The following is a 16,013-nucleotide window of genomic DNA, read 5'->3' as shown; positions in this document are numbered from 1 at the left end:
TGCCGATCGGCGACCCGACACCTGGCCGAATGGCCAGCGACGCGCACGGGTCATGCCGCCGCGCTAAGATGCATCGACAGCGGATTCAACGCCGCAACGCACGGCGCGCACCGATCGCCCTCATCCTCAAGGAGTCGTCCCCATGTCCATCTCGATGTACCAGGCTTCGCTGCCCGTGCTGATCCGTGGCCTGACCAACCTGCAGCACATCCTCGGCAAGGCGCAGGCGCACGCGGCCGAGAAGCAGATCGATCCGTCGGTGTTCATCGGCGCCCGCCTCTACCCGGACATGCTGCCGCTCGTCCGCCAGGTCTACATCGCGACCGACACGGCCAAGGGCTGCGCCGCGCGGCTCGCCGGCGCCGAGATCCCGAGCTACCCGGACGTCGAACAGACCTTCGACGAACTGCACGCGCGCATCCAGAAGACGGTCGACTATCTGAACAGCTTCGATGCCGCGCAGATCGACGGCAGCGAGGCGCGCCAGATCGTGCTGAAGATGCGCGTCGGCCCGATCGAATTCACCGGGCAGTCGTACCTGCTGCACTTCGTGCTGCCCAACTTCCTCTTCCACGTGACGACCGCGTACGACATCCTGCGCCACAGCGGCGTCGAGCTCGGCAAGCTCGACTACCTCGGCGGGCGCAACGAGCACGCATGACGCTGACGCGCGGCCGGGCAAAGCCCGGCCCGCAACCGTCCGCGCCCACGCGCAGGCAACCCGCCGCGGCCCGGCCGGGCCTGCCGCGCAGGCCGGCCGCAGCGCTTTCCGGAGCGCTTGCCTGCCGCGCGCGACCCGTGCCAGCCGAAACGCCGTCCGGCTGGCGTAAAATACGCACTTTCCTCTTTCTCGCCCCCTTATGACGCTCGCCTCCACGCTCGACATCATCGCCGAGCTGAAAGCCGGCCGGATGGTGATCCTGGTCGACGAAGAAGACCGCGAAAACGAAGGCGACCTCGTGATCGCCGCCGAATTCGTCACGCCGGAAGCGATCAACTTCATGGCCCGGTACGGCCGCGGCCTGGTTTGTCTGACGTTGACGCAGGAACGCTGCAAGCAGCTGCACCTGCCGCTGATGACCTACCGCAACGGCACGCAATACGGCACCGCGTTCACGGTCAGCATCGAAGCGGCCGAAGGCGTGACGACCGGCATCTCGGCCGCCGACCGCGCGCACACGATCGCCACGGCGGTCGCGCACGACGTGCGCCCCGAGCACATCGTGCAGCCGGGCCACGTGTTCCCGATCATGGCGCAGCCGGGCGGCGTGCTCGTGCGTGCGGGTCACACCGAAGCGGGCTGCGACTTCACCGCGCTCGCCGGCCTCACGCCGGCCGCGGTGATCTGCGAGATCATCAAGGACGACGGCACGATGGCGCGCCTGCCCGACCTGATCGAATTCGCGAAGGAACACGATCTGAAGATCGGCACGATCGCCGACCTGATCCAGTACCGCAGCCGCACCGAATCGATCATCGAGCGGATCGCCGAGCGCACGATGCAGACCGCGCACGGCACGTTCCGCGCGGTGCTGTACCGCGACCAGCCAAGCGGCTCGCCGCACATCGCGCTGGTACGCGGCACGCCGTCGCCCGACATCGATACGCCCGTGCGCGTGCACGAGCCGCTGTCGGTGCTCGACCTGCTCGAAACGGGCGTATCGACGCACTCGTGGACGCTCGACGCCGCGATGCGCGACATCGCGGAACGCGACCTCGGCGTGATCGTGCTGCTCAACTGCGGCGATACGAAGGAACACCTGATCGACGTCTTCAAGGCGTTCGACGAGGAAGAAAAGGCCGCTGCGCTCAAGCGCCGGCCGGTCGATTTCAAGACGTTCGGCATCGGCGCGCAGATCCTGCGCGATGTCGGCGTCGGCAAGATGCAGGTGCTGTCGAATCCGCGCAAGCTGGGCAGCATGTCCGGCTACGGCCTCGAAGTCACGGGCTTCATTCCGATGCCCGGCGGCGAAGCCAAGTCCTGCCCGGCGTCCAACGCGTAACCCGCCACGACGCTTTCGCCCTATAACCGCTCATCCACACCACGGACAAGATCATGGAAATCGGACAATACCAACCGAATCTCGAAGGCGACGGCCTGCGTATCGGCATCGTGCAATCGCGCTTCAACGAGCCCGTGTGCAACGGCCTCGCCGACGCGTGCGTAGAAGAACTGGAGCGCCTCGGCGTCACCGGTGAAGATGTGCTGCTCGTGTCGGTCCCCGGCGCGCTGGAAATCCCGCTCGCGCTGCAAAAGCTCGCGGAAAGCGGCCAGTTCGACGCGCTGATCGCGCTCGGCGCGGTGATCCGCGGCGAGACCTACCACTTCGAACTCGTGTCGAACGAAAGCGGCGCGGGCATCACCCGCATCGGCCTCGATTTCAACCTGCCGATCGCGAACGCGGTCCTGACGACCGAAAACGACGAGCAGGCCGTCGCGCGCATGACCGAAAAGGGTCGTGACGCCGCGCGCGTCGCTGTCGAGATGGCGAACCTGACGATGGCGCTCGACCAGCTCGGCGACGACGACGAGGACGAAGAAGAAGACGAAGACGACGAAGAGGAGCGCGCATGAAGAAGAGCGCCCGCCGACAATCGCGCGAGCTGGCGACGCAGGGCCTGTACCAATGGCTGCTGTCGAACGCGGCCCCCGGCGAGATCGATGCGCAGCTGCGCGGCGCACTCGGTTACGACAAGGCTGACAAGGATCTGCTCGAAGCCATCCTGCACGGCGTGATCCGCGAGCAAGCATCGCTCGTCGAAGCGCTGACGCCGTCGCTGGACCGTCCGATCGAACAGCTGTCGCCGGTCGAACGCGCCGTGCTGCTGATCGCGACGTTCGAGCTCACGCACCACGTCGAAACGCCGTATCGCGTGATCATCAACGAAGCTGTCGAACTCGCGAAGACGTTCGGCGGCTCCGATGGCTACAAATATGTCAACGGCGTGCTCGACAAGCTCGCCGCGAAGCTGCGCCCCGCGGAAACGCAGGCGCGCCGCAACGGCTGACACCGTTAGTCCACGGGCGCGCAAGCGCCCGTTTTTCATTCTCCCTCCCCGCCCCGCCCGACCGATGAATACCACCGCCGACTCGCTCGTCACGCTCGCCGCACGCGTCGACGCGATCCAGCCCTTCTACGTGATGGAACTGATGAAGGAGGCACAGCGGCTCGAGTCCTCCGGGCGCGACGTTATCCACATGGGCATCGGCGAGCCGGATTTCACCGCGCCGGAGTCTGTCGTCGAAGCCGCCGCCGCCGCACTGCGCCGCGGCGTCACGCAATACACGAGCGCGCTCGGCATTTCGCCGCTGCGCGAGGCGATCGCCGCGCACTATCTGCGCGCGTACGGCCTTACGATCAGCCCCGAACGGATCGTCGTGACGGCCGGCGCGTCGGCCGCGCTGCTGCTCGCGTGCCTCGCGCTCGTCGGCCGCGACGACGAGGTGCTGATGCCCGACCCGTCGTATCCGTGCAACCGGCACTTCGTCGCCGCGGCCGAAGGCCGCGCGGTGCTCGTGCCGAGCGGCCCGGACGCGCGCTTCCAGCTCACCGAGGACGACGTCCGCACGCGCTGGGGCGAGCGCACGCGCGGCGTGCTGCTCGCGTCGCCGTCGAACCCGACCGGCACGTCGCTCGAACCGGACGAACTGAAGCGGATCGTCGAAGCCGTGCGTGCGCGCGGCGGCTTCACGATCGTCGATGAGATCTACCAGGGGCTCAGCTACGACGCGGCGCCGGTGTCGGCGCTGTCGTTCGGCGACGACGTCATCACCGTGAACAGCTTCTCGAAGTATTTCAGCATGACGGGCTGGCGGCTCGGCTGGCTCGTCGTGCCGCCCGCGCTGGTCGGCACGTTCGAGAAGCTGTCGCAGAACCTGTTCATCTGCCCGTCCGCACTCGCGCAGCACGCGGCGCTCGCGTGCTTCGAGCCGGCCGCGCTCCACATCTACGAAGCACGCCGGCTCGAATTCAAGCGCCGGCGCGACTTCATCGCGCCGGCACTCGAACGGCTCGGCTTCACGGTGCCCGTGATGCCGGACGGCGCGTTCTACGTGTATGCGCATTGCGGCGGCGTCGCCCACCCGGCGGCCGGCGACAGCGCCGCGCTCACGCAGGCGATGTTGCACGACGCGGGTGTCGTGCTGGTGCCCGGCATGGACTTCGGTGTCCATGCGCCGCACGACTATATCCGCCTGTCCTATGCGACGGCCTACTCGCGGCTCGAAGAGGCGGTCGAACGGCTCGCGACGCTGTTCGGGCAGCGCTGACGCCGCGGCCGGCACGCCGGCCACTTCCCGCATCGCATAAAGAAAAAGGCACCCGATCTCGGGTGCCTTTTTCTTTATGCCGGCCGGAACCGCGCGGGACGCGTGATGTTACGCGCCGAGCTCCGAATGGTCGTGCGACTGCTTCGCGGTGTCGACGCTCGCGTCGTCCTGCGGCGACGTTTCCTTCGGCGCGGCCTTCACCGACGTAGCGGAGTCGAGCGTTGCGTGCACGCGCTTCGCGCCGCCTGCCGTCACGGCCGCAGCCGTCACGATCGGCTTCGCCGGCTGGGCCGGCGCCTGCGGCGCGTTGACCGGCACGCTGCGGCCGTGCGACACGTCGCGCAGCCGGCCGCGCTCGGCCATCACCTTCGAGCCGTACGCGGTGTCGTCGGGGTTCGTCGACCCGTTGTACAGGCGCAGGCCGTTCGCGAGCGAGCCGCCGCGTGCGATGCAGTCCTTCAGCACGAGCGCGCCGACCTGCAGATTCGCGAGCGGTTGCAGCGCGGTGTCGGTGCCACCGAAATACTCGAACTTGTCGGAGTGGACCTTCGACATCACCTGCATCAGGCCCTTCGCGCCGACACCGCTTTCAGCGTACGGGTTGAAGCCCGACTCGATCGCCATCACGGACAGCAGCAGCAGCGGATCGAGGCCGACGTCACGGCCGGTCTGGAACGCGGCCTTGACGAGCTGGCCGAGCGGCTCCTGCGCAATGCGGTAGCGTCGCGACAGATAGGTCGCGACGAGCGCCTGTTCGCGGTTCGACGCAAGCGCACGATCGTCGCGCGCATCGGCCGGCACCCGCTGGGTCGGGATCAGTTTTGCAAGCGCGACGGGCGACGGGCCGTTGCGGGCCGGATCGGACGCATCGCCCTGCGCGGCGGCTTCCGGTGCGACATCGAGGCCGACCGCAAGCGTGTCCGTTTCAGGACTGTCTTCCTGCTGCGGCTGCGCGCCGGCAGGCGCGAAGTTCGGCAGCGGGTGGCCGGACAACAGACGGGCTGGCCCGGCCTGCACGGCCGCGGATACGACCGGCATCAGCTTTGCGGCGAGCGTGCCGCGCACGGTTGGCAGCAGCCACAGGGCAAGCGCAACCGCAACAGCGAAACAGCCGACAACGCTGAATAGATGGTGACTGACTCGCGTCCCGCGACGCAGCATGTTGCGCACGATTTGCGCATGCTGCTCGTTGGGACGCCACGATAACCAAGCGTTCATTCAGATCATCTCCCATGAACATGACTCGTGCGGCTCGCTCAGCTCGATGGCGAGACAGAATACGCGCCGCGGAATCACGACGCCGCACGCCTTGGTTGGGACGTGCAGGCATCGGAGAAACGGTATAAGTACCGTTCGAGGCCACGGTGTAAGAGGGCCGGCACCTTCGCACAATGGGCGAGGCGGGCATACGCGGTGGCACCCACGCAAAAAACCAGCGTCTGGTAGCGCTGGCTGGGACTACGACTAAAGCCGTCGGATACGCCGTGCAGGGTTCGGCGGACGGTGACGCGCTGCGTCAAAGATCGGTGATTGGTGGCTCGAAGCCTTTTACCCTGCAACCAATGTGAGCGGATTCTAGCAGGGTTTTATAGATCGTCAACACTATAAAACCTTGAAATTATAACAAAAAGTAATTTAAAACCGCTCTTCAGATCGGAGGCCCCGTGCCGTAGGGGGTTTGCGCGCGGTCGACTTTTTTCTCCGCCGGGCGCCCGCGCGGCGGCCCGGGTAAAATCGTCGGTCGAATCGGGGCCGCAGCCGGCCGCTGCGCCCACCCATCGCGGCCCGTCAAGCGGGCCGCCCGGACCTTCTTCATGAAATACAAAGACTTACGCGATTTCATCCAGCGCCTTGAGGCACTTGGCGAACTGCGGCGCGTCACGCAACCCGTGTCGCCCGTGCTCGAAATGACCGAGCTGTGCGACCGCGTGCTGCGCGCCGGCGGCCCTGCGCTGCTGTTCAATGCGCCGCCCGGCAATGCGTTCCCCGTGCTCGGCAACCTGTTCGGCACGCCGCGCCGCGTCGCGCTCGGGATGGGCGTCGATGCGGGCGACGACGCCGCGCTGGGTTCGCTGCGCGATCTCGGGCGCCTGCTGTCCGCGCTGAAGGAGCCCGACCCGCCGAAGAGCCTGAAGGACGCCGGCAAGCTGCTGTCGCTCGCGAAGGCCGTGTGGGACATGGCGCCGAAATCGGTATCGTCGCCGCCGTGCCAGGAGATCGTCTGGGAAGGCGCCGACGTCGACCTGCACAAGCTGCCGATCCAGACCTGCTGGCCCGGCGATGCGGGGCCGCTCGTCACGTGGGGCCTGACGGTCACGCGCGGGCCGAACAAGACGCGCCAGAACCTCGGCATCTATCGCCAGCAGCTGATCGGCCGCAACAAGCTGATCATGCGCTGGCTCGCGCACCGCGGCGGCGCGCTCGACTTCCGCGAATTCGCGCTGCAGAACCCCGGCAAGCCGTATCCGGTCGCGGTCGTGCTCGGCGCCGATCCGGCCACGACGCTCGGCGCGGTGACGCCCGTGCCCGACTCGCTGTCCGAGTATCAGTTCGCCGGTTTGCTGCGCGGCAGCCGCACGGAGCTCGCGAAGTGCCTGACGCCCGGCGTCGACACGCTGCAGGTGCCCGCGCGCGCTGAGATCGTGCTCGAAGGCTTCATCCACCCGCAGAACGGCGCCCCCGCCCCCGCTCCGGCCGGCGCACCGCCGCGCCCGGCCGGCAACGCGTCCGCCGCGTACGAGCACGCGCTCGAAGGCCCGTACGGCGACCACACCGGCTATTACAACGAGCAGGAGTGGTTCCCGGTGTTCACCGTCGAGCGCATCACGATGCGCCGCGACGCGATCTACCACTCGACCTACACGGGCAAACCGCCCGACGAGCCCGCGGTGCTCGGCGTCGCGCTCAACGAGGTGTTCGTGCCGCTGCTGCAGAAGCAGTTCACGGAGATCACCGACTTCTACCTGCCGCCCGAAGGCTGCAGCTACCGGATGGCCATCGTCCAGATGAAGAAGAGCTACGCGGGCCATGCGAAGCGCGTGATGTTCGGCGTGTGGAGCTTCCTGCGGCAGTTCATGTACACGAAGTTCATCGTGGTCGTCGACGAGGACGTGAACATCCGCGACTGGAAGGAAGTGATCTGGGCGATCACGACGCGCGTCGACCCCGTGCGCGACACGGTGATGGTCGACAGCACGCCGATCGACTATCTCGACTTCGCTTCGCCGGTTGCCGGTCTCGGCTCGAAAATGGGGCTCGACGCGACGAACAAGTGGCCGGGCGAAACGAACCGCGAATGGGGCCGCCCGATCGAGATGGATGCGGCCGTGAAGGCACGCGTCGACCGGCTGTGGCAGGAGATCGGCCTCTGAAGCCATGCGGCCGGCAACCGCCGGCCCGTGCCTCGCACCCACCACAAGAACAACGAAGATGAGCTTTCCGCCCGCCTCCATGCTGTCCGACGGTTTCTTTCTGTCGCTGTCGCTGTGTCTCGACATCGGCCTCGTGAACGTCGCGATGCTGTCGCTGACGCTGTCGCACGGCTTCCGGCCGGGCTTCTGGCTCGGCGTCGGCTCGTGCGTCGGCGATCTCGTCTACGCGGCGCTCGCGCTCGCGGGGATGGCCGTGCTGCTGCAGTTCGAGCCCGTGCGCTGGATCGTGTGGATCGGCGGTGGCGCCGTGCTGCTGTTCCTCACGTGGAAGATGGCGCGCGAAGCGCTGTTCCCGCCCAAGGTGGCCGACGACGATGCGGACGATGCGCAGCCGCCGCGTGCAAGCGCACGGCGCAGTTTCCTGCGCGGGATGCTGCTCGCGATGTCCTCGCCGAGCGCGATCCTGTGGTTCGCGGCGGTCGGCGGCGCACTGATCGCGAAAGCCGGCGCGACCACGCCGGCGACGGCGTCGGTGTTCCTGTCGGGCTTTTTCCTCGGCGGCCTCGCGTGGACGCTCTTCATGTGCACGCTCGCAAGCCAGGGCCGCAAGCGCGCGGGCGCCGGGCTGATGCGCGCGTGCCATGTCGCGTCGGCATTGCTGTTCGCGTATTTCTCGTACAGCGTGATCGTCGGCGGCTACCGCGACCTGATCGTGCACGCCGTGTAATCGAAGGCGACCTGCACGGGCCGCGCACCAGGCGGCGGCCCCAATGAAAAACGGCGCAGCGCCCCTCGACGGGACGTTGCGCCGTTTTGCCACGCGCGGTCAGGCCGCGCGGGACGGATCAGCGACGCCAGTAGCCGTGATGGCCCCAGCCGCCATAGCCATGACGCCAGTACGGACGACCGTAGTAACCGCCGTAGCCGCCGACAACCACGGCGGGCGGCGGCGCATAGTAGGCCGGCGCCGGTGCGTAATACACGGGCGGAGGCGGCGGCGCGTAGTACACGGGCGGCGGCGGTGCATAGACGGGGTATGCCGGTGCGACCGGGATACCGATGCCGACCCCGATCGACACGTGAGCTTGCGCAGCGCTTGCGGCACCCAGGCCCAGCGCGGCGGCGGCGATGAACGGAATGAGCTTTTTCACTTCGATTCTCCTGCTGGAGCGGTATTTTTTGCGCCCCTGTCGGCAACGGCGGGCGTGCACGTCGCATGGAAGCAATGTAGCGAAAACCCGCCCCTCGCGTATCGCACATTTGTTGCAAATTGCAATTGCACGCGGCCGCAGCCGCCGTTCGGCACGGCTTCCGGAGCATGCCGCGATCCTTGCGGGTCGCGCGATTCCGTCCGACGAGTCGGGTCGCAACACCATGGCCGGTCAGTCTTACCGGATACGGCCCGCAGGGCGGGCACGCGGGCGTAATGAACGATTACAAATTTGCGACAAGACGCCGACGTTTCAAGTGGAACACGCGTGCGATGTATTTCGGGGTCGGATTCCACGGTCGCGCTTCAACGATGATGGCGGACACCACGGCGCAAGTGGATCGCGCCGCATACCGGTAAGCAATACGCGCGTCTGCGCGGAAATCGACCTCCGTCGACCCCGCCGTCATTCCTGCGATACTGGCGGCTGCTCCGTTTTCGCTTCCGTCGCTGCCATGTCCCTCCCCGACACACCCCGCCTCGGCTTCATCGGCGCCGGCCGGCTCGCGCGCTGTGTCGCGCAGCGCTTCGCGCAGGCCGGCTTTCCCGTCGTCGCGGTCGCGAGCCGCACACCCGCATCGGCCGCGGCCCTCGCCGCGCGCATCGACGGCTGCCAGGCGGTCGATACGCCGCAGCAGGTCGTCGACGCGGCCGACCTGATCTTCCTGACGGTGCCCGACGATCATCTCGCGTCGACCGCCGCGGCGCTCCGCTTCGACGCGTCGCGCGCCGCGCGGCAGGCGGTCGTCCATTGCAGCGGTGCGTCGGCGGTCGCGCTGCTCGATCCGGCGAAACGGCAACACGCAGCCACCGGCGGCTTCCATCCGCTCTACCTGTTCGGCGGCACCGACGCGGACCTTGCCCGCATCGACGGCTGCTCGGTCACGATCGAAGCCGACGGCGCGCTGCATGCCGCGCTGCTGCGACTTGCCGCCGCACTCGGCTGCCATCCGCTGTCGATTCCGGCCGGCGGCCGGATGCTCTATCACGCGGCCGCGCACTACGCGGCAAGCTTCGCGCTGTGCGGGCTGTCGGAAGCGGTCGAGCTGTGGCGCGGCCTCGGTTTCGACGAGGAAGCCGCGCTGCGCGCGCTGCTGCCGATGCTCGCCGGCACGATCGAGACCGCCCGCGACAAAGGGCTCGCGAACGCGCTCTCCGGGCCCGTGTCGCGCGGCGATACGGGCATCGTCGAACGCCAGCTCGCGCTGCTCGAAGCGCGCGGCGGCGATCACGCGACGCTGTACGCGCTGATGACGCGCCGCGCGGTCGCGCTCGCGGCGAAACGCGCCGCGCCGCCGGCGTCGCTGCCGGCGCTCGCCGAGGCCGTCGAAACGTCGCTCGCGCGCACGGCCGCGCACCCCTCCCCGCCGCGAGACGAGGCGTGATAAGGTGTCGGCCGATGCGCCGCCATCCGGCGTTGGCGGCCGCGCGCTACTGACTGTATAAAAAGGATGCCAACGATGTTCGGCGAGATCGCCCGTTTTCTGCTCAATACCATCTTCACGCTGTTCGGCGCCGCGCTGATCCTGCGCGTCTGGATGCAGGCCGTCCGCGTGCCGCCGTACAACCCCGTCACGCAGGCCGTACTGCAGGCGACCAACTGGCTCGTGCTGCCGATGCGCCGCGTGATCCCGGGCGTGCGCGGCATCGACTGGGCCAGCGTCGTCGCCGCGCTGGTCACCGCGCTTGTTTATGTCGTGCTGATGGTCGTGATGGCCGGCTTCGATCCAGCCGCGGTGATCGCGACGCTCGTCGTGGTCGCACTGCTCACCGTCGTGAAGTGGGCGCTCAACCTCGTGATCTGGATGACGATCCTGATGGCGCTGCTGTCGTGGCTCAACCCGCGCTCGCCGGCAATGCCGATCCTCTACCAGCTCACCGCGCCGTTCCTGAACCCGCTGCGCCGCGTCATCCCGAACCTCGGCGGCATCGACCTGTCGCCGATCCTGCTGTTCGTGATCGTGCAGGTGCTGCTGATGCTCGTCACGCGCGCCGCCGTGTCGCTGACGATGTTCGGCATCTGACGGCGTAACCTACGCCACCGTACGCTACGCCGCCGGCCCCTGCGCCGGCGGTGCGCCGAGCGTGTCGATCACACCGAAGCGCGCCGGAATCATCGCGTAGCACACGCGCACCTTCTCGTGCGACAGCCGATCCAGCAACTGCTGCGCTTCGTCCTCGGTGACGATGAATTCGACCTCGATCGCGAGCGAACCCTGCAGTTCGAAGAAGCGATCCTCGTGCAGCACGCGATGCTGGCCGAAACCGGCCATCGCGCGAAACGCGGAACCGCCCGCGACGCCCATCCGGTTCGCCTCCTCCAGCAGCCATTCCCACAGCGGCTTCCAGTGCAGCCGGTGCTGCTCGTGCAGATAGAAGCGCAAGAAGATCCTGTCCATCGCACCCTCCGATGGCGGCACGCTCAGGCCGCCGCGAGCCACGCGCGCGCGGTCCACATGCCGAGCGCCGTCAGCGCGAACGATCCCATCAAGTGTAGGGCAGCCACCGCAAACGCCCATCCCAATTGGCCCTCGAGCGCATGCGTCATCACTTCGACCGAATAGGTCGAGAACGTCGTCAGGCCGCCGAGGAAGCCCGTGATCACGAACAGCCGCCACTCGGGCGGCAGCCCGACGCGGGCCGTGAACACGACGGCGGCAACGCCGATCACGTAGCCGCCGATCAGGTTCGCGGCGAGCGTGCCGAGCGGCACCTCGGGAAAGAATTCGTTGAGCGCGAGGCTCAGGAACCAGCGCAATAACGCGCCGAGCCCGGCGCCGACGAAGATCGCGACGATCGAATAGAACAAGGGCGCTCCCGGTCGATGATGCGGCTGGACTCAGCCGCCGGCCCCCGGTTGCCCGGGGCGATGCCCGTTTCCCGGCGCACGCGGCGCATGCACGGGCGGTGCTAGCTGAACTGTATGCGGATTCGCCGCGCCGCTGCAACGACGACGGCGGGCACGACGCACGCCCATTCGCCCGGCCGCCGGTACGTTCACGCGTGTTGCCAGGCCGCGTCGAGCGCGGTCAGCGTCGCCAGCGCGCCGCCCTTCAACCCGATCACATCCGCACGGCGCGCATGCGCTTCGCGCGCGTTGATGCGGATCACGTCGGCGCCGAGCCGTTCGCTCAGCAGGCGCACGGTCGGAATTGCGGTGCCCGCGCCGATTTCGACGACGGCGACGCGCCCGGCCCGCGCGATCCAGTCTTGCAACGCACGTTCCTGCGCGTCGTAGCGCGCACCGACCCAGCCCGTGTCGCCGAACATCAGGATGTTCGGTCGCGCGAGGCCGCCGCAGTGCGGACAGCGCGGCGCTTCGCCGATGAGGCGGCAAGTGGCTTCGTCGACGTCCGGCACGAACGGCGCCGCGTCCCACGTGTCGTCGGAACAGGGACGCAGGCACTGCAGCACATGAATCGAGCCGTGGATCTCGACGATCCGCGCCGGATCGAAGCCGGCCTTCTGGAACTGGCCGTCGACGTTGCTCGTCAGCACGAAACCGCCGTTCGGCATCGCGTCGATCCAGCGGCGCAGGAGCGCGAAGCCCGCATGCGGCACCGTCGCGCGGTAGAGCGCGAGACGGTGCCCGTAGAACCCCCACGCGAGCTGCGCACGCGCACGGAACGCGTGCGGCGACGCGATCTCGTGGAATTCGAAACGCTCGTGGCGCAGCGCCGGATACGCGCGCCAGAAGCCGTCCGTACCGCGGAAATCGGGCAGTCCGGAATCGACGCCGATGCCCGCGCCGGCCGTCACGAGCAACGCGTCGGCGCGAGCGAGTGCGTCAACGGCGGAAGCGACGAGATCGGCGGGCAGCTGCGCGTCGGTGGCAGTGGAGTCAGCGGATTCGGAGAACGGCATGATGGGGCGGCGGTAACGTCGAGCGGTGCGCAAGGGGGCGTCGCGATCATACGCCGGTTGGGTACCGCACGGCATGCGCGATGCAACGCCATGACGCCACGCACGTCCGGCCGCCGGCGACGCAGGCGCCAGCCGATCCGGGGAGCAGCCGGCGATTCCCCGGCCGACGCCTCCTCGCCTGCTCAGCTATCCGAATCGTCGTGCGCAACCGGAATCTCGTCGGCCGCGAAATAGACCGGCTTGCCGAGGCTGCGCGCGAGACTGACATCTGCGTCCGCCCCGCGCGACGCGCCGTCGATCCGCCATACCGCATCGCAGCGCCGCAGCAGCCGATGCGCGGCCGGATACAGAAACGCCTCGCTGATTGCGTCGCCAACCTGCCGCGACCCGGCCGCGGCGGCGAGCGGCAGCGACACCCACTCGCCGATCATCGGAACGTGCCCGCGGCGATACACGGCGAGCGCCGCCGCTTCCAGCCGGTGCAGGTTCGCGGCGATGCGCGCGGGGTCGCCGTCCGTGCCGCTGCGATATGGGCCGGCAACCAGCACGAGCAGCGGCGTCATGCCGTGCGCGCGCCGGCGGTTTCCCGCAACGCGACGTACTGCAGCAGCATGATCGTCTTCGCGTCGACGATCTCGCCGCGCTCGACCGCATCCAGCGCGGCCTGCAACGGCATCTCGACGACCTCGAGATCCTCGCCCTCTTCCGCGACGCCACCGCCGTCGCCGGTGCGCAGCGACGCATCGTATTCGCCGACGAAGAAATGCAGCTTCTCCGTCACGGAGCCCGGGCTCATGAACGCCTCGAACACCTTGCGCACGCCGCGCACGCGATAGCCGGTCTCCTCCTCGGCCTCCGCGCGGATGCGCGCTTCGGGCGTCGCGTCGTCGAGCAGGCCGGCCGCGGCTTCGAGCAGCATGCCGTCGTGCCCGCTGACGAACGCCGGCATCCGGAACTGCCGCGTCAGCAGCACGTCGCCCGTGCTCGCGTTGCGCAGCAGGATGGTCGCGCCATTGCCGCGATCGTAGGTCTCGCGGCTCAGGCGCTGCCACGTTCCGTCGCGGCGCAGGAAATCGAACGTCACCTTCTTCAGCACATACCAGTCATCGGACAGCACCGTCGTATCGACGATGCGGACACGGTCCCGCGTTGCAGCCATCACGACCTCCCATTCGACAAAAGATGGCGCCCATGGTAACGTTCATATTCGTGCAACTTCAAGAATTTTCGTGCAAACACGATGCTAACGACGCAACGCAAGAAAGCGATCCTCGATGCGCTCGCGCGCGACGGCCAGGTACTGGCGGTCGAGCTGAGCACGCAATTCGGCGTGTCGGAAGACACGATCCGCCGCGACCTGCGCGAGCTGGCGGCCGAAGGCCTGTTGCAGCGCGTGCATGGCGGCGCGCTGCCGGCGTCGCCGGCCGTCGCGCCGTTCGCGCAGCGCGAGGCCATCGAAACCGCGGAAAAGCGGCGCATCGCGCGCCGCGCCGCGGAGATGATCGCGCCCGGGCAAGTGGCGATCGTCGACGGCGGCACGACCTCGGCGCTGCTGGTCAGCCAGTTGCCGGCCGATCTGCGCGCGACGATCGTCACGCACAGTCCGAGCGTCGCGGTCGCGCTGGCCGCGCATCCGTCGATCGACGTGATCCTGATCGGCGGGCGGCTCTACAAGCATTCGATCGTGGCCGTCGGCGCCGCCGCGATGGAAGGCATTGCGCGCGTCCATGCGGACCTGTACTTCATGGGCGTCACGGGTGTGCATCCGGTCGCGGGGTTGAGTACCGGCGATTTCGAGGAAGCGGCGATCAAGCGCGCACTGGCCGGACGCGCGGCCGAGACGGTCGTGCTCGCGTCGCAGTCGAAACTGCGCGCGGCATCGCAATTCGTGATCGGCGACCTCACGCTTGCGCAAACCGTCGTGGTCGAGAAGGAGACCGACGCCGCGCTGACGAAGCCGATCGAGGCGGCAGGCGTGACGGTCGTGCGCGCGTAACGACGCCCGGTCGTGCTCGCCGAATCGGCCGCGGGTGTTCGGCATGCCGGCTCCGCACCGATGTCAGCGTGCTGACAGGTGCCGCTTGCTAACATGGGCGCCCGCCCAATCGCCACGCGCCGCCTGACCGATGCCCCCGCCCTCCGCCCCCACCCCGCCGGCGCCGCCCGCAGGCGATGCGCCGCCGCCCGGCATCCTCGCCCTCTTCGTCGCGTTCGCGCAGATCGGCCTGACCAGCTTCGGCGGCGGGCTGAGCGGGCGGATGATGCGCGACTTCGTGTACGAACGGCGCTGGCTCGACGAAGAAGCATTCCTCAACGGCCTCGCGTTGTCGCAGGCGTTGCCGGGCGTCAACGTGAAGAACCTCGCGATCTGGATCGGCTACCGGCTCGCCGGATGGCGCGGCGCGGTGGCCGGCTTCACCGGCATCATCGCGCCGCCGGCCGTGCTGATCGTCCTGTTCGGCATCGCGTTCTCGACCCTCACGCGCTTCCCGCTCACGCATGTCGCGCTCGCTGGCGCGGCAGCCGCGGCGATCGGATTGTCGATCTCGATGGCGATCACGGCCGTGCGCCGGCTGCCGCGCCGCGCGCTGCCGTTCGCGGTGATGGCGCTCACCTTCGTGTCGGTCGCGGTGCTGCACTGGCCGCTCGTGTGGACCGTGCTGATCGGCGGCGCGCTGAGCGTCGCGCTCGAATACCGCCGCGCCGCCGCGCCGGCCGGGAGCGACACGCGATGACCGCATCGCAGCGCTACGCCGCGCTGTTCGGCGTGTTCGCGCCGCTGTCGATCGCGACGATCGGCGGCGGACAGGCGATCATCGCCGACATCCAGCGGCAGGTCGTCGACGTGCATCACTGGATGACCGCCACGCAATTCGTGAACGACTTCGCGATCGCGCGGATGGCGCCGGGCCCCGGCTCGCTGCTGGCGACGCTGATCGGCTGGCAGGTGGCCGGCTTCTGGGGGGCGGTGATCGCGACCCTCGCGCTGTTCGGCCCGACCGCGTTCCTGATTTACGGCGTCGCGCACCTGTGGCGGCGGCACCAGGGCGCGCGCTGGCAGATCGCGCTCGAAGCCGGCCTGCGCCCGGTCGCGGCCGGCATGATCCTCGCGTCGGTGTGGGTGCTGCTGCAGGCGCTCGACGGCGGCTGGGCCGCGCGCGCAATCGCGATCGCGTCGACGCTGTGCGTGATATACACGCGTGTTCACGCGCTGCTGCTGATCGCGATCGGCGCGCTGCTGCTCGTCGGCGTGCACGCGATCGGCGGCGCGTAGCGCACGCCGCCGCTCGAACATCCG

At 68.5% G+C, this 16,013-nt stretch carries 19 protein-coding genes; 12 read left to right on the top strand and 7 right to left on the bottom strand.

Features of this window, described 5'->3' with window-relative positions:
• Nucleotides 1-142 precede the first annotated feature (142 nt).
• The 5 genes from H3H55_RS04605 to H3H55_RS04585 all read left to right on the top strand — a co-directional run bounded on the left by H3H55_RS04605 (nucleotide 143) and on the right by H3H55_RS04585 (nucleotide 4,270).
• Nucleotides 143-661 (top strand): DUF1993 family protein, encoded by a 519-nt coding sequence (locus H3H55_RS04605; protein WP_193097818.1) that lies wholly within the window; start codon nucleotides 143-145, stop codon nucleotides 659-661.
• 199 nt (nucleotides 662-860) lie between these two features.
• Nucleotides 861-2,003: a bifunctional 3,4-dihydroxy-2-butanone-4-phosphate synthase/GTP cyclohydrolase II gene (gene ribBA / locus H3H55_RS04600; RefSeq protein ID WP_193097817.1), complete on the top strand. Its 1,143-nt coding sequence runs from the start codon at nucleotides 861-863 to the stop codon at nucleotides 2,001-2,003.
• Between the two features lie 53 nt (nucleotides 2,004-2,056).
• Nucleotides 2,057-2,575 (top strand): 6,7-dimethyl-8-ribityllumazine synthase, encoded by a 519-nt coding sequence (ribH, locus tag H3H55_RS04595; protein WP_011351235.1) that lies wholly within the window; start codon nucleotides 2,057-2,059, stop codon nucleotides 2,573-2,575.
• Nucleotides 2,572-3,009: a transcription antitermination factor NusB gene (gene nusB / locus H3H55_RS04590; RefSeq protein WP_129513932.1), complete on the top strand. Its 438-nt coding sequence runs from the start codon at nucleotides 2,572-2,574 to the stop codon at nucleotides 3,007-3,009. Before ribH ends, nusB begins: the two co-directional genes overlap by 4 nt.
• Before the next feature lie 64 nt (nucleotides 3,010-3,073).
• The gene (locus H3H55_RS04585; RefSeq protein WP_193097816.1) at nucleotides 3,074-4,270 is read left to right on the top strand and encodes a pyridoxal phosphate-dependent aminotransferase; all 1,197 of its coding nucleotides are present in this window, start codon (nucleotides 3,074-3,076) and stop codon (nucleotides 4,268-4,270) included.
• A 108-nt stretch (nucleotides 4,271-4,378) separates the two neighbouring features.
• Here H3H55_RS04585 and H3H55_RS04580 read toward each other — a convergent pair whose 3' ends face one another.
• A complete protein-coding gene (locus H3H55_RS04580) occupies nucleotides 4,379-5,488 on the bottom strand; it encodes a lytic transglycosylase domain-containing protein (protein WP_129513930.1) in 1,110 nt (369 codons plus the stop codon).
• A 596-nt stretch (nucleotides 5,489-6,084) separates the two neighbouring features.
• Here H3H55_RS04580 and H3H55_RS04575 point away from each other — a divergent pair.
• The gene (locus H3H55_RS04575) at nucleotides 6,085-7,641 is read left to right on the top strand and encodes a UbiD family decarboxylase (protein WP_193097815.1); all 1,557 of its coding nucleotides are present in this window, start codon (nucleotides 6,085-6,087) and stop codon (nucleotides 7,639-7,641) included.
• Between the two features lie 58 nt (nucleotides 7,642-7,699).
• Nucleotides 7,700-8,368: a LysE family translocator gene (locus H3H55_RS04570; RefSeq protein WP_193097814.1), complete on the top strand. Its 669-nt coding sequence runs from the start codon at nucleotides 7,700-7,702 to the stop codon at nucleotides 8,366-8,368.
• Nucleotides 8,369-8,486: 118 nt separating this feature from the next.
• Here the strand turns inward: H3H55_RS04570 and H3H55_RS04565 are convergent, their stop codons facing one another.
• Complete coding sequence (locus tag H3H55_RS04565; RefSeq protein WP_027783774.1) at nucleotides 8,487-8,792, bottom strand: hypothetical protein; 306 nt, start codon at nucleotides 8,790-8,792, stop codon at nucleotides 8,487-8,489.
• 514 nt (nucleotides 8,793-9,306) lie between these two features.
• Here H3H55_RS04565 and H3H55_RS04560 point away from each other — a divergent pair.
• The gene (locus H3H55_RS04560; protein WP_193097813.1) at nucleotides 9,307-10,236 is read left to right on the top strand and encodes a Rossmann-like and DUF2520 domain-containing protein; all 930 of its coding nucleotides are present in this window, start codon (nucleotides 9,307-9,309) and stop codon (nucleotides 10,234-10,236) included.
• Nucleotides 10,237-10,311: 75 nt separating this feature from the next.
• Nucleotides 10,312-10,875, top strand: coding sequence for a YggT family protein (locus H3H55_RS04555; RefSeq protein WP_193097812.1), 564 nt, complete (start codon nucleotides 10,312-10,314; stop codon nucleotides 10,873-10,875).
• 24 nt (nucleotides 10,876-10,899) lie between these two features.
• On the opposite strand, the gene H3H55_RS04550 is transcribed toward H3H55_RS04555, so the two are convergent.
• The 5 genes from H3H55_RS04550 to H3H55_RS04530 form a co-directional block, all read right to left on the bottom strand.
• A complete protein-coding gene (locus tag H3H55_RS04550; protein ID WP_193097811.1) occupies nucleotides 10,900-11,250 on the bottom strand; it encodes a DUF190 domain-containing protein in 351 nt (116 codons plus the stop codon).
• Between the two features lie 23 nt (nucleotides 11,251-11,273).
• Nucleotides 11,274-11,660: a fluoride efflux transporter CrcB gene (gene crcB, locus H3H55_RS04545; protein ID WP_129513924.1), complete on the bottom strand. Its 387-nt coding sequence runs from the start codon at nucleotides 11,658-11,660 to the stop codon at nucleotides 11,274-11,276.
• Between the two features lie 188 nt (nucleotides 11,661-11,848).
• Nucleotides 11,849-12,715: an SIR2 family NAD-dependent protein deacylase gene (locus tag H3H55_RS04540; protein ID WP_193097810.1), complete on the bottom strand. Its 867-nt coding sequence runs from the start codon at nucleotides 12,713-12,715 to the stop codon at nucleotides 11,849-11,851.
• Between the two features lie 182 nt (nucleotides 12,716-12,897).
• Nucleotides 12,898-13,278, bottom strand: a complete 381-nt coding sequence (locus H3H55_RS04535; protein ID WP_129513922.1) for a DUF4406 domain-containing protein — start codon at nucleotides 13,276-13,278, stop codon at nucleotides 12,898-12,900.
• Nucleotides 13,275-13,874 (bottom strand): NUDIX domain-containing protein, encoded by a 600-nt coding sequence (locus H3H55_RS04530; protein ID WP_193097809.1) that lies wholly within the window; start codon nucleotides 13,872-13,874, stop codon nucleotides 13,275-13,277. Before H3H55_RS04530 ends, H3H55_RS04535 begins: the two co-directional genes overlap by 4 nt.
• Nucleotides 13,875-13,955: 81 nt before the next feature.
• Here H3H55_RS04530 and H3H55_RS04525 point away from each other — a divergent pair, with 81 nt between their 5' ends.
• From H3H55_RS04525 to H3H55_RS04515, 3 genes are all read left to right on the top strand, one after another.
• The gene (locus tag H3H55_RS04525) at nucleotides 13,956-14,711 is read left to right on the top strand and encodes a DeoR/GlpR family DNA-binding transcription regulator (protein WP_193097808.1); all 756 of its coding nucleotides are present in this window, start codon (nucleotides 13,956-13,958) and stop codon (nucleotides 14,709-14,711) included.
• Between the two features lie 130 nt (nucleotides 14,712-14,841).
• The gene (locus H3H55_RS04520) at nucleotides 14,842-15,450 is read left to right on the top strand and encodes a chromate transporter (RefSeq protein WP_129513920.1); all 609 of its coding nucleotides are present in this window, start codon (nucleotides 14,842-14,844) and stop codon (nucleotides 15,448-15,450) included.
• On the top strand, nucleotides 15,447-15,989 hold the full coding sequence (locus H3H55_RS04515; protein WP_193097807.1) for a chromate transporter: 543 nt from the start codon (nucleotides 15,447-15,449) through the stop codon (nucleotides 15,987-15,989). The genes H3H55_RS04520 and H3H55_RS04515 overlap by 4 nt, the downstream gene beginning before the upstream one ends.
• Nucleotides 15,990-16,013: the final 24 nt, after the last annotated feature.

Origin of the sequence: Burkholderia sp. Z1 (genome assembly GCF_014893795.1) — a bacterium.
Classification (GTDB): domain Bacteria; phylum Pseudomonadota; class Gammaproteobacteria; order Burkholderiales; family Burkholderiaceae; genus Burkholderia; species Burkholderia theae.
The sequence above is the reverse complement of the archived record's forward strand: the minus strand, read 5'-3'. Positions and strand labels throughout refer to the sequence as shown.

Excerpts from the sequence above, each read along its gene's own strand:
- H3H55_RS04525 (WP_193097808.1), top strand. The coding sequence starts at position 13,956 with ATGCTAACGACGCAACGCAAGAAAGCGATCCTCGATGCGCTCGCGCGC.
- H3H55_RS04530 (WP_193097809.1), bottom strand. The coding sequence starts at position 13,874 with ATGGCTGCAACGCGGGACCGTGTCCGCATCGTCGATACGACGGTGCTG.
- ribH (WP_011351235.1), top strand. The coding sequence starts at position 2,057 with ATGGAAATCGGACAATACCAACCGAATCTCGAAGGCGACGGCCTGCGT.
- H3H55_RS04585 (WP_193097816.1), top strand. The coding sequence starts at position 3,074 with ATGAATACCACCGCCGACTCGCTCGTCACGCTCGCCGCACGCGTCGAC.
- H3H55_RS04570 (WP_193097814.1), top strand. The coding sequence starts at position 7,700 with ATGAGCTTTCCGCCCGCCTCCATGCTGTCCGACGGTTTCTTTCTGTCG.
- H3H55_RS04575 (WP_193097815.1), top strand. The coding sequence starts at position 6,085 with ATGAAATACAAAGACTTACGCGATTTCATCCAGCGCCTTGAGGCACTT.
- H3H55_RS04560 (WP_193097813.1), top strand. The coding sequence starts at position 9,307 with ATGTCCCTCCCCGACACACCCCGCCTCGGCTTCATCGGCGCCGGCCGG.
- H3H55_RS04550 (WP_193097811.1), bottom strand. The coding sequence starts at position 11,250 with ATGGACAGGATCTTCTTGCGCTTCTATCTGCACGAGCAGCACCGGCTG.
- H3H55_RS04535 (WP_129513922.1), bottom strand. The coding sequence starts at position 13,278 with ATGACGCCGCTGCTCGTGCTGGTTGCCGGCCCATATCGCAGCGGCACG.
- H3H55_RS04520 (WP_129513920.1), top strand. The coding sequence starts at position 14,842 with ATGCCCCCGCCCTCCGCCCCCACCCCGCCGGCGCCGCCCGCAGGCGAT.
- nusB (WP_129513932.1), top strand. The coding sequence starts at position 2,572 with ATGAAGAAGAGCGCCCGCCGACAATCGCGCGAGCTGGCGACGCAGGGC.
- H3H55_RS04515 (WP_193097807.1), top strand. The coding sequence starts at position 15,447 with ATGACCGCATCGCAGCGCTACGCCGCGCTGTTCGGCGTGTTCGCGCCG.
- H3H55_RS04555 (WP_193097812.1), top strand. The coding sequence starts at position 10,312 with ATGTTCGGCGAGATCGCCCGTTTTCTGCTCAATACCATCTTCACGCTG.
- ribBA (WP_193097817.1), top strand. The coding sequence starts at position 861 with ATGACGCTCGCCTCCACGCTCGACATCATCGCCGAGCTGAAAGCCGGC.
- H3H55_RS04605 (WP_193097818.1), top strand. The coding sequence starts at position 143 with ATGTCCATCTCGATGTACCAGGCTTCGCTGCCCGTGCTGATCCGTGGC.
- H3H55_RS04540 (WP_193097810.1), bottom strand. The coding sequence starts at position 12,715 with ATGCCGTTCTCCGAATCCGCTGACTCCACTGCCACCGACGCGCAGCTG.
- H3H55_RS04580 (WP_129513930.1), bottom strand. The coding sequence starts at position 5,488 with ATGAACGCTTGGTTATCGTGGCGTCCCAACGAGCAGCATGCGCAAATC.